Consider the following 12,164-nt stretch of genomic DNA (forward strand, 5'->3'; position numbering starts at 1 on the left):
ATGAACACGTGTAGGGGCGACCGGCGGTCGCCCTTGCCCTTACCCTCACCCCTGCCCTCTCCCATCGGAATGGGCGAGGGTGAAGAAAAGAAGAACAGGCCGAGTAACTCCGTTGAGACCAACAAGAAGCGAAATTTATTTTTCTACCTTGTCGCCGCCACTTCGTTACTTTTCGGCACCGCGTCGCCGCAAGCGCAAACCGAGCGCGTCACGCTCGGTTACCCGGCGACCGCGATGAGCCACTTTCCCGCTTTCGTCGGCCGCGAGTTTGGGCAATTCAAAGATGAAGGACTCGACGTCCAGCTCGTGCGGGTGTCGGGCAACGTCGTCGTCGCGGCGCTGCTCTCTGGCGAGCTCGGTTACACCACCTCCGGCGACGGCACCATTCGCTCGGCGGTCTTGGGATTGCCGATCAAAATGCTCGCCGCCATCGGCGTCAAACCGTCCTTGTCATTGATCGTGCGACCGGAAATCAAAACCGTCGCCGACTTGAAAGGCAAAGCCATCGCGATTTCCACGCCGGGAACGACGACGGACTTCACCGCCCGCGAGATCGTCAAACATTACGGCTTGAATCCCGATCGCGACATCACGACCATTGGCATGGGCGATCAACCCCAACGCATGGCCGCCATGCAGAGCTGCACCGCCGCCGGCGCCATCGTCACGCCGCCCAACGATCTCAAGGCCGAAGCTCAAGGATTTCGATTATTAGTATTTTCCGGCGATATCATGGAGGACAGCATTCTCGGCGTGCTCGGCACCAGCGAGCGGCGCATCAAAGAACGGCCCGACCAAGTCAAAAAAATGGTCCGCGCCATCGTCAGATCGCTGATCTTCATCCGCCAACAGCCCGAGAAGGTGATCAACTTCGCCCAACGCTTTTGGAAACTCGACCGCAAGCAGGCGGAAAAAAGCTACGAGCTGATCGTCAAAACCATGAGCCGCGACGGCAGCGCCACCGACGCGGCGATGCAGGCGGCGATCTATCAAGCCAAGGTAACGAGCAAGATTCAGAAAGATATTTCGCCGGCCCAAGCGGTCGATTTCAGCTTCCTTCAGCAAGTTCAACAAGAACTCAAGCTTCGCTAATCAGAAATTTACTTAACTACTATAAAGTCAGAAAGTTATTCCAAATGATTCAAGGTATCGATCACCTGGTCATCGTGGTCAAAGATCTCGACCAAGCTGCGAGGGACTACCAGCAACTCGGCTTCACCGTGGTGCCCGGCGGGCAGCACCCGGTGGGCAGCCATAACGTCTTGATCTCCTTCGCCGATGGTTCCTATCTGGAAATCATCGCCTTCTATCGCGAGGCGATCGATCATCGTTGGTGGGATCCGCTGGCGAAGGGCGAACGGCTGGTCGACTTTTGTTTTCAAACCGACGACCTCGGCGGCGACACCAAGAAACTCCAAGACGCCGGCGCAGCGATCAACAACCCCGTGCCCTGGTCGCGCAAGCGGCCGGATGGTTTTGAATTGAAATGGCTCTTGTCGCTGGCCACTGGCAGCCATCGCGGTGTCGCGCCATTTTTGATCGAAGATGTCACCGCGCGCAGCGAACGGGTGCCCCAAGAGTTCCAACATCAAAATGGCATCACCGGCATCGAAAAACTGATCGTCTCGGTGGGCGAACTCGGCCCGATCGAAAAGTGGTACGGCGCGCTGCTCGGCGCCAAGGGCCAAGCCGTGCGCAACGATGAGCTAAAAGCCGATGGCCTCGGCTTTCAAACCGGCGCGCAACGCATCGACTTTCTAACCCCAAATGACGTCTCCAGCCCGCTGGTAAATTGGCTGCGCGAGTTCGGTCCCTCGCCCTACGCTGCGCAATTGAAAACCAGCAACCCATCGGAGCAATCCTTCGACCTAGGTTTGACCCACGGCGCCAACTTGGTGGTTACCTAAAGCCAGCCGATCGATTACAATCGTAGTTAAGATTCTTTACCGAACGGCGTCTAACTGGCAAGGAGGCAGGCAAATGGCTAACAGAAATTACCGACAGTTCACCGGCAGTGCGCTGCTGATCGTTTCGCTCATGGTCGCGCTCGTCGGTTCCGTCGGTCCGGCATGGAGCAGTCACGAGCATATCCGCAATGAAATAAATCTATTTCACGACTTCTTGCTCAACCACCCAAAGGTTTCGGCCGAATTGCGCCACAACCCCAATCTCGCCAATAACAAGAAATATTTGGCCAAGCACGAAGATTTGGCGAAGTTCTTGAAACGTCACCCCGATGTCAAACGTGAGTTAATCAATCATCCGAGCCGGGTCTTCAGCCGCCATCATAACGAAGAGTACGCCCGTTTGCGCCACCGTTAGAAAGCGACAAGCTTAACTCGACTGCACGAATCGTCGCGGCGTTTTTTCTCGTTCATCTCGCCGCGATTTGACAGCCTGTCAGCCTACCGTTACTGTGCCCCAATGCTTCGCCTCGTTGCGGACTGAGACAATCACTGGAGGACACCTATGACGCTACCGGAAAAACTCGCGCTCGCCTGCCGCATACTCGCCATGCAGGGGCACAACGATATGATCTACGGCCACGTCTCAGCACTCACCGACAAGCCCAACGAATATTGGATCAAGGGCTCGGGCATCGGCTTGGAAGAAGCCGTCGGCGACGACATGGTGCTGATCGATTTCGACGGCAACACGCTGGCCGGCAAGCGCAAACGCCACAATGAGTTTCCCATCCACAGCGAAGTCTATCGGACCAACCCGGCGATCAAATGCGTCATCCACACCCATCCGACCTATTCGACGATCATCGCGTCGTCGGAACATCGGCTGTTGCCGATCACCAATTTGAGCTGCGCCTTTTATCCGCCGGCGATCAATAAATTCGAAGAGTCTTCCGACTTGATTGTCACCGCCGAGCAAGGCGCTTCGGTGGCGAAACTCTTGGGCGAACATAAAATTGTTCTCCTACGTAACCACGGCATCGTCGTCGCCGGCACATCCATCGAAGAAGCCTGCATCCGCGGCGTCCTGCTCGAATACAGCGCCAAAACCCAAGTCACCGCCGCCTCCATGGGCGCCTTCTCCTGGGCCACCGACACCGACGCATTATTGAAGAGAAAAAGAATCTATCGGCCCGATGCGATGTTGAATCTGTGGGATTATTACGTGCGCATGCTCGAGAAACATGAAAGCAAGTAAGCCTTCAACGGTGAATCGCCAAGAACGCAAAAACCTTGGCCGCGTCGAGCACGCTATTCAGCGGAACCAGATCATGATCGGTGTGCTGAAACTTAATATGCCGTGAGCCGTAGTTGATCGCCTGAATGCCGCGGTGATTGAACAAACCGGTGTCGTTGGCGGCGGTGGAATATGAAAACTTCGGCTCATGGTTGAGCATCGTGCGAATCCCCTGCTCCAAGACCTGCACCACTTCGGCATCGCGCTTCACTTCACTGGGATACATAAAATCGCGCGGCGACACTTCGATCTCGTAGGGTTCGATGGTGCCGATGGCGTCGCGCATCTGCTGCACCGCTTTGGCCGGATCGTCGCCGGGCAGTAAGCGGCGGTCGAACATGATGCGGCATTCGCTCTGAATCGTGTGCGTCGCCTTGGGAAAACTCTCGATCGCATTGGTGGTCAAACTGACGTCGCCGAGATCGGCGTGGGATCGTTCTTCGGGAAACGGCATCAAGGGTTTCAACCGCTCCAACACAAGCATGGCGCCCTCGATGGCGTTGACGCCCTCCCACGGCCGGCTGCTGTGCGCCTGCTTGCCTTTGACGGTCACCAGCACGTCGACTCTACCTTTGTTGCCCAGTTGAATTTCCGGCGGCCCGTCGATGATGCACCAGTCGGCCTCGACGCTGCCATGATCGAGCACGTAAGCGAGAGAATCATGCTTGCCGGTCTCGCCCGCGGTGCTGACGACGAAATAAAGATCGCTCGGCAGCTCGACTTTGTTGACGCCGAGAAAACGCACCGCCGCCATCATCGCCGCCAAACTACCCTTCTGCTCGCAGGCGCCGCGGCCCCAGACGCATTGGCCGGAAAGTTTGTAGGGCGTGCCGTCGATGACTTCACCCGAATAGGGATTCTCCATCGTACTCGGCGCCGCGCACATGGCATAGCCCACCAGCATCAAGCGGTCCTGGGAAGAGCGGCCGCGCAGCCGTAGTATCAGATTGCCCATCTTGTCGATGGCGGGATGAAGACCGGCCTGCTCAAGCTCCGGTTTGACCACATCGGTGATCAGCGCCAACACCTGCGGCTCGGCTTCGAGCAGCCGGGTCTGCGGACTGGCATGCTGGACGAGTTTAACCGTGAGCCGTTTGACCTCATCGTAACTCAGATGCTTTTCGATTAATTTTTTCGCCGTGCCGTCATCCATCCTACTCGTGCCTCACGCCTCAAGCCTAATTTTAATGCCCCTCGAAGGTGCCGGCGGCCTTGCCAACTTTTCGCGCGATCACCACCAGCACGATGCACACTACACTGACAATCAGCGCCAAGGAACACATGGGGCCGAGATTGCCATCGACGTAGAAATGGTAGAGCAGCGGTCCCAACGGTTCGGCGCCCGGCGAATAGAGAAAGACCGAGGTGCTGAACTCGCGCAAAAAAATCGTCGCCAGGATAATCCATCCGGCGATGAACCCCGGCCGTAGCAGCGGCAAGAGAATACGCCGAAAGGTCGTCAAAAAGCTCGCGCCGCAAGCCATCGACGCCTGCTGCAAGTCGTCGTGCAATTGCACGATCGTACTGGTCATGGTGCGCAAACCGTAGGGCAAGAACCGGGTAATGTAACCGATCAGCAAGATCCACAAAGTGCCGTAAATCGGTAGCGGTATGTAAACGTAAGTCCAAAGCAGACCGATGCCCAATGCCGTGCCGGGAAACGCCCATGGAATAAACGTCATCGCTTCGATCAAACCGCGGCCTCTAGCTTTGCTCTTAGTCGTGACCCACGCCGTCAGAGCGGCGAGCAGCATGCACAAGGTCGCGCCACCGACCGAAAGCATCAAGCTATTTTGCAAGGCCCGATAGGTGCGCGAGTCGGTGAAGTTGGCGCGATAGTTGTCGAGCGTCAAAAGCTCCCAGGTCTTGGCGCTCGGCACGTGGATGTAAGAGATAAACGAAACATAGATCATCACCATGAACGGCAGCGCGACGATCAGCAGCAGGATCAAGCTCGCCACCAGCGATGCCGCCCAGCGCCACTTACCCAGATCGATGATCATCGGCCGATAGCCGCGGCCGGTCACCGTGACGTAGCGCTCAGAGCGCGCGGTCAAGCGGCGATAGAAATACACGAACAGCATGGTGATGAACAGCAGCGACACGCCATAAGCGGCGGCGAGATTTTGATTGGGCGGAAAGGCGCCCACCGCTTCGCGATAAATTTTTGTCGTAAACACTTCGATCCGCGCCGGTAACGCAATAATCGCCGGCGTGTCGAAGCTTTCGATAGCGCGGACGAAGTTGAGCATCGCCGAAGCCAACAACGCCGGCCGGACGATGGGAATCGTAATGCGCCAAGCGATCTGCAAATTGCTCGATCCAGCCACCCGCGCGGACTCTTCTAGCGAAGGGTCCATGGAGTATAGCGCCGCCGAAATCATCAAAAACGCCAGCGGCACGGTGATCAAAGCTTCGACATACATCATGCCCCAAAGGGAATAGAGATTGAGCGGCGCTTGCGCGAGATCGAAGAGCTGCATTAGCAAACGGTTGATCAAGCCGGTGCGCGGGCTCAGCAACACGGTCCAGGAGACGGCCAACATCACCGGTGGAAAAATATTCGGTACGATGGCGGTCAACTCGAACAGTTTGCGAAACGGCGCATTGGTGCGGATCGAGATCCACGCCAGGATCGCCGCCAACGCTGTCGCCAATAGCGCCGAGCCGCCGGCGAAGATGAAGGAATTGAACAGCAACTGATAGGTTAACGGATCGGAATAAGCGCTAACGTAATGGGCCAGGGTAAAGCCGCCGGGCACACCCAACGGTTTATCGCGGAAGCTGCCATAGAATAGCATCAAGGTTGGCGACAGACTTAGATAAGCGATCACCAGACCGATGCCCCAAACCACGCCGAGCTGGGGATCGCGGCGAAACGCGCCAAGGAACCGGGAAATCATCGCCTGCCCTCGAGTTGCGCATGAATGTAGAGTTGCATAACCAAAACTAAGAAGGGCCAGCGCTATGGCCGGCCCTTCTTTATTCACTAATCAATGGCGCTTTTCAACGATTACTTTGCTGCGGCGAAGATGTCGCGAAAGGTGCCGCTCATGAGCTTCTTGAACTCGTCCTCTGAGGGATTGTCCATGAACACCATGCGCGGCGCGACCTTTTCGGCGTCTTTAATCGGCGGATAAACGCCCGGCGCCAAGACAAATTCGCCATCCTCGGCGATTTCCTTTTGCCCTTCGACGGAGCAGGCAAAATCGATGTAGAGCTTAGCGGCATTAGCTCGTGTCGACTTGGCGCTAAGACTCAAGTAATTGGGATCGGTCAGATACCTATCCATCGGGATGAAGTCCACCGGCCCTTTGTATTGCTTGATGTACTTGATGTAAGTGATGCCCAACGCGGCTTCGCCTTTGATCACGGTGGTGGTCACTGGAGCCAGAGATTCGACTAGGATGGGATTCTGCTTGGCCAGCGCTTTCACATAATCCAACCACTTGTCGCCCTTGAATTCTTTGCGCCGCAGGTTCCAGAGAAATTGCGCCGTGGTGGTGTGGCGCGTCGGATCGGGAATGGAAATTTTGCCGCTCCATTTAGGATTTAACAAATCGTCGAACGTCTTGGGCAAGTCCGCCGCTTTAACCAACTCGGTGTTGAAGAGAATGCTGATCGGCAGCACCCGCCAGGGCGTGATCAAACCGTCTTTCTCTTTGTACTGAGCGGGAAATTTCTCCGACGACGGCGGCACGAACTTCTGAAAGAGACCCTCGCCTTTCATGATCAACTGCACGCCGCGGTTGCCCTCGGCGATATCGAAACCGGGCCGGCCGGCGCGCCACTCGGTCAGCGCGCGCTCGGACACTTGAGTCGATGAACCGCGCCAGTATTCAACGTCGATGCCGTATTTCTTTTTGAACGCTTGATGCAGCCCCTCCATCGCTTGTGGCACGACGGAGCCATAGACCACCACCTTGCCTTCCTTCTTGGCGGCGTCGAGGTTGGCGGGCTGCGCCGAAGCAGTTGCGATGCGCAACAGCAGGAAAACCGAAAGTAATAATAGTTTAGTAAATTTCATCGCATCCTCCGACTCAATCAACTCGGCATTTCGCGATCGGGGTATGAACCCCGCTCGCGACCAAAGGGGATGCTCGCCCCCTTTGGAAACCCCATTTAGTTGTGCCCGCCGCAAGCAGCGGGCAATATTAGATTTAAACAAAAAACTACCGACGCGCTCTGGCTAAGTCAAGCCGTCGGCTGAAAAGCTACTTGGCGATGAACAACTGGCGAAACTCGGCCTGGAGCTTTTGCAATTGTTCGGCGCTCGGATCTTCTAACAGTTGCAGATTAGCCATGATCCGCTCGGCGCCTTTGATCGCCGGAAAGACTCCCGGCGCTAAAACGAATTCGTAGGTCTCGGAAACTTTTTTCTGCCCCTCGGGCGAGCAGAGATAATCGATCAAGAAGCGCGCGGCATTAGGATTGACCGCCTTCGCGCTAATCGCCGCATCGCTCGGATCGGCGAACACTTGCTCGATGGGCGCGAAACCGATGGGCCCTTTGGTCTGCGGCACATATTGAATGTAAGAAATGCCGAGAGCGGCTTCGCCGCGGACGATGGCGTTGGGCACGGACGAATAGGACTCAACCAGCAACGGCTTTTGTTTGGCGAGTGCGCGCACGAAGTCGAGCCACTTGTCGCCTTTGATTTTCTGCAGGTTCCATAAGAATGTCGCCGTGCTGGCGTGGCGCGAAGGATCGGGCAGAGAAATTTTTCCCAGCCACTTGGGATCTAGCAGGTCGTCCAAACTTTTCGGCACGTCGTTACCTTTCACTAAATCGGTGTTGGTAAGAATGCCCACGGGTGTAACCCGCCAAGCGGTCAACTGACCGTCTTTATCCTTGAACTTGGCGGGAAAATTTGCCGCGCTCGCCGGCGTGAACTTCGCGTAAACGCCATCGGCCTTACCCAACGCCAACGGACCGCGGGCACCGATCACCATGTCGAAACCAGGTTTACCGGCGCGCCATTCGGTCAGCACGCGGTCGATGAGTTTGGTCGCGTCGCCGCGCCAGTACTCGATATTGACGCCGTACTTGGCTTCAAAGCCCTTCTCGATGAGCGACATCACCTGGGGAATGATGGTGCCGTAAACGTTGACCTTGCCTTCCTTCTTAGCCGCTTCATGGCTCACACCCTGAGCTGAAACCTGTGCCGTCGGACCAAGAAGAATGCAAAGCAAAAATAAAAATGCATAACGCCCAACTGGTTGTCGGAGCCAAGTTACCTTCCCCCTTTGAAAAAGGGGGATTGAGGAGAATTTTCCTTGCACGATAACGAAATTTTTCATAAACACCTCTTGGACTATCCAGTTAAAATTGACAATCTAATTCTCAGCCGACAATCTCACGCACCATGCGAACAACTTTCTTGCGCGCCTCTTGCGTCCCCGTCGGCAACACGATCGGCAGGTCGAGCCCGCCCTTGGTGAACGCTTCGAGCTGTTTGGCGCATTCATTCGGCGTCCCAGCCACCGAGTGGGCGAAGACCACTTCATCGCTGATAAATTTCTTCGCCGTGTCCCAATCGCGCTTGCCCACCGCGGCGGCCAAACCTTCTTGATCGACCTTGCCGCCGCCCAAGCGGATATTCTCGGCGTGGTGCACGTTGCGAAAAATATATGCAAGAAAATGTTTATTCGCTTCGATGGCTTCCTTGGCGCTGTCCGAAACTGCAGCAGTGACGAAGCCGGCGACATCGACATTAGTCGCCGCCTTACCGCCCTTGCCTGCGCCAACAGCGATATCATCGGCGCATTTACGAATATAGCCCGGCGCGCAGCCCGCCGACAACAACACGCCGTCGCCGATCTCGCCGCCCAGTCGCAACATCAGCGAACGCACTGCGGTGATATACATCTTGATCGGCGCCGAGGGCACGAAGCCCATCTTTGCGCCGTTGACCTGAAACATCTTGCCTTGAAAATTCACCGTCTCGCCTTTGAGATAGCGGCGCAGGATGTCGACATACTCGCGCATGGTCTGCAACGGATGGGGCGACTCCATGCCGGCTTCTTTCAAAGCTGCGGCGTTGCCAGTACCCGGACTCGCGATCACCCGGCCGGGAGCAAACTCGTCCATGGTGGCGATCGACATGGCGGTGATGATCGGATTGCGCGAATACGGACTCATCGGCGCCGCCGCGACTTTGATTTTACTGGTTCGCGCCAACAGCGCCATCGAAGTGGTGAAGGAATCGCGAAAACAGAGATGATCCGACATCCAGATCGAGTCCATGCCGATTTCATCCGCCAGCTGAGCGAGTTCGATCATCTCTTGAATCGAATAAAAACCATCAAAGCACAGACCCACGCGCATAATCTTGCTCCTAAAATCCTTCCGCTAAAATCTTACCGAGATTTTCCGGTGCAACGTTGGCCAAGCCCATCTTTCCCAACGTCAAACCTTCCGTGCGAAAATCGATGCCCAGCGCCGTCGACGCCAGCGTGATCAGCGCATCCATCACCGGAGTCGCAACGCCGAGCAGTGTGCCGATCGCCGCCATCGGCACCAGACCATAACCTACATCCTCACGAATGTAGCGGTGATCGAGTGCCGGCGGTGACTTGATCGTGAAATTCGCTTCGCTGTTGTGAATCGCCTCATAAGCCGATCCCGAATCCCGCGCCGCGCTCGTGGTCAAGCCAGCCTGATGAAAAATATCGACGAAGCGTAACGGCGGAAGGCCGAGCAACTTGGCAATCGTCAAACGCTCCCGGTCCACAGCGTCGATCCACGCACCGATCGCCGGCGTGAGACCTTCGCGGTAATAGAGAAAATCTCCGCCAGTCTTTTCGATCCAGCCAGCGTTACCGAGAGTCCCCGCCGGATGCATGAGCGCATTGATATTCGACAACCCGGTTTCCAGCACGTTGGCGGCGGCAACGACATTAGGAAACACTTGCTGGATCTCGCTGACAAGCTCAGCCGAATGCTTCCCAGGAAACGCCGCGCAGCGCAAATTCGTCGTGCGCCGATAAACTTCCACGCGGCCGAATTGCGGCATGCGGCAGATATAAGTGAGCGTCACGGTCTCGCACAGCCGCACCGACGCTTTGCAGCCAAGCATACGCAAGAGATTGGCAAAATGCAGCGCGCCGCCGGTGTGGCCGGGGTTGAGCAGAATCCGCTGGCCGTCGGTGAGGTAATTGGCCAGGCCTTTCGCCAAATACTCATGCCCCACTGCCGGCGTCGCGATGACGATCAGATCGACACCCTGCACCACCGGCGGCAAATGCGGACTCATGAAAAACGGCGCGGCCTTTTTGCTGACGCCGTTTTCAATCAGCTCGATTTCGCCAAGCTTGGCGAGTTTCGCGATCGTACTTTCCGAGCGCGCGAACAGCCGCACTTCGAAACCACGCAGCGTCAGGTCGGCAGCCGCGGCACAACCGCCGTTGCCTGCGCCCAGAATCGCGATTTTCTTGATGGTCATGGCGATGTCTAAACCGGCGACAACTTGGAATTGTCCGCTGCGCTGGTTTTTCTTCGCGTCATAGCGGCGCAGGTCGGTATCCATCTTCCTTCGTTGCCAACGCACCACCACCCCTGGATGCCGGCCTGCGCCGGCATGACCAATACGCGGATAACCACGCGACGTGTGCAATCCTTCATAATTTGAGACCGCGACAAGAACTACGAAATCCGATAATGCTTGATCTTGTCTTCGTCCAACTCGATGCCGAGCCCCGGCTTTGACGAAACGATCACCTCGCCGTCGGCGTATTCGAACGCTTCGGTGATGACATCGTCCGAATAATAAATCCCCGCGATGCCGCCATGGCCTTTGCCCTTGGGCGTCGACACCGGCACGACGCAGCCGTACGTTACGACGCCGGTCGACGCCGCGAGGTGAATATTCGCCGCGTTGCCGACGCCGGTTTCCACAGAACCGTTGACATTGCACTTGAGCCCCGCCGCTTCCGCCACCGCGGCAACTTTTTTGCCTTTGAACATGCCGCCGGGTTTAGTCGTGTAGAGGGAAATCACATCGGCGGCTTTTTTCTGGATGATCTCGATCACGTCCTGCGCCGTCCAAGCGCTTTCATCCGCCATGATCGGCGTGTCGACTCGGCGCACTACTTCAGCCATCTGATCGATGCCCTCCACCGGCTGTTCCATGTAAAGCAGATTATATCTTTCCATCTCGCGAATGATTTTCACCGCGGCCTTCGCCGTCGGATAGCCTTGATTGGCGTCGACGCAAATACTTAGGTCGGGACCGATCGCCGTGCGAATCTGTCTGACTAACTCGACATCGCGTTTTTGCTCGACGCCGCCCTTGAGCTTGATCGTCTTCACGCCCTCAGCTTTAGCTTGCAACGCTTCCTCGACCGCCTTGTCAATTTCCATCAAGCCAAGACTATGAGCGATGGGAATCCGCTCGCGAAACAATCCGCCGAGCAATTGATACGCGGGGACGTTCAAGGCTTTGCCGACGACATCGTAAAGCGCCGCGTCGATGGCCGCTTTGCAATAGGGATAGCCTTTCACCGCCTTATCCATCAGGCCGTGAATCGATTCGAATCGGCTCGGATCCTGGCCGCTCAGTGCCGGTGCGAGAATGTCGTTGATGATATGCGCCGTGGTCTGCGGCGTCTCGCCGAAATATTTCCCATGATCGCCGCCCCAGTCTTTCAGCACCGGCGCTTCGCCGAGACCGATCAAGCCTTGGTCGGTGTAAAGTTTGATGATGACATAGACACCGATGGGCGTCGTCAAACTCGCCCACTGATGCACGCGTCGCGTCGGCAGGCGAATCGGAATAGTTTCAATCTTGGTGATTTTCATTTAAAGCGACAACCTCGGTAACGCATAGACATCTACTTCTGGATATCAGCACCAACAACCCACAGCGCTCTCCGAATCTTACCTCCTCTCCCTTGACGGGAGAGGACAGAGGTGAGGGTGCCAGAATCTTTCAATACCCCTCACTCTAACTCTCTCCCGCAAGG

The 12,164-nt window shown here is 56.4% G+C and carries 11 protein-coding genes; 4 read left to right on the forward strand and 7 right to left on the reverse strand.

Going from position 1 to position 12,164, the window contains the following annotated elements; translation table 11 throughout:
- The 4 genes from EXR70_01475 to EXR70_01490 all read left to right on the forward strand — a co-directional run bounded on the left by EXR70_01475 (window position 1) and on the right by EXR70_01490 (window position 3,162).
- On the forward strand, window positions 1-1,092 hold the full coding sequence (locus EXR70_01475; GenBank protein MSP37146.1) for an ABC transporter substrate-binding protein: 1,092 nt from the start codon (window positions 1-3) through the stop codon (window positions 1,090-1,092).
- Window positions 1,093-1,136: 44 nt separating this feature from the next.
- Window positions 1,137-1,907: a VOC family protein gene (locus tag EXR70_01480; GenBank protein MSP37147.1), complete on the forward strand. Its 771-nt coding sequence runs from the start codon at window positions 1,137-1,139 to the stop codon at window positions 1,905-1,907.
- A 73-nt stretch (window positions 1,908-1,980) separates the two neighbouring features.
- Window positions 1,981-2,322: a hypothetical protein gene (locus tag EXR70_01485; GenBank protein MSP37148.1), complete on the forward strand. Its 342-nt coding sequence runs from the start codon at window positions 1,981-1,983 to the stop codon at window positions 2,320-2,322.
- Window positions 2,323-2,469: 147 nt separating this feature from the next.
- A complete protein-coding gene (locus EXR70_01490) occupies window positions 2,470-3,162 on the forward strand; it encodes a class II aldolase/adducin family protein (GenBank protein MSP37149.1) in 693 nt (230 codons plus the stop codon).
- A 4-nt stretch (window positions 3,163-3,166) separates the two neighbouring features.
- Here EXR70_01490 and EXR70_01495 read toward each other — a convergent pair whose 3' ends face one another.
- From EXR70_01495 to EXR70_01525, 7 genes are all read right to left on the reverse strand, one after another.
- Window positions 3,167-4,354, reverse strand: coding sequence for a M20 family peptidase (locus EXR70_01495; protein ID MSP37150.1), 1,188 nt, complete (start codon window positions 4,352-4,354; stop codon window positions 3,167-3,169).
- A gap of 31 nt (window positions 4,355-4,385) precedes the next feature.
- The gene (locus tag EXR70_01500; protein MSP37151.1) at window positions 4,386-6,104 is read right to left on the reverse strand and encodes an iron ABC transporter permease; all 1,719 of its coding nucleotides are present in this window, start codon (window positions 6,102-6,104) and stop codon (window positions 4,386-4,388) included.
- A gap of 110 nt (window positions 6,105-6,214) precedes the next feature.
- Window positions 6,215-7,228: an extracellular solute-binding protein gene (locus EXR70_01505; GenBank protein MSP37152.1), complete on the reverse strand. Its 1,014-nt coding sequence runs from the start codon at window positions 7,226-7,228 to the stop codon at window positions 6,215-6,217.
- Between the two features lie 187 nt (window positions 7,229-7,415).
- Window positions 7,416-8,501, reverse strand: a complete 1,086-nt coding sequence (locus EXR70_01510; GenBank protein ID MSP37153.1) for an extracellular solute-binding protein — start codon at window positions 8,499-8,501, stop codon at window positions 7,416-7,418.
- 43 nt (window positions 8,502-8,544) lie between these two features.
- Window positions 8,545-9,528 carry an LLM class flavin-dependent oxidoreductase gene (locus tag EXR70_01515; protein ID MSP37154.1) on the reverse strand — a complete coding sequence of 328 codons (984 nt, stop codon included), beginning with the start codon at window positions 9,526-9,528 and terminating at the stop codon, window positions 8,545-8,547.
- Between the two features lie 10 nt (window positions 9,529-9,538).
- Window positions 9,539-10,729 (reverse strand): hypothetical protein, encoded by a 1,191-nt coding sequence (locus EXR70_01520; GenBank protein MSP37155.1) that lies wholly within the window; start codon window positions 10,727-10,729, stop codon window positions 9,539-9,541.
- A gap of 116 nt (window positions 10,730-10,845) precedes the next feature.
- Window positions 10,846-12,000: a mandelate racemase gene (locus EXR70_01525; GenBank protein MSP37156.1), complete on the reverse strand. Its 1,155-nt coding sequence runs from the start codon at window positions 11,998-12,000 to the stop codon at window positions 10,846-10,848.
- Window positions 12,001-12,164: the final 164 nt, after the last annotated feature.

It is taken from the genome of Deltaproteobacteria bacterium, assembly GCA_009692615.1.
Classification (GTDB): domain Bacteria; phylum Desulfobacterota; class Binatia; order UBA9968; family UBA9968; genus DP-20.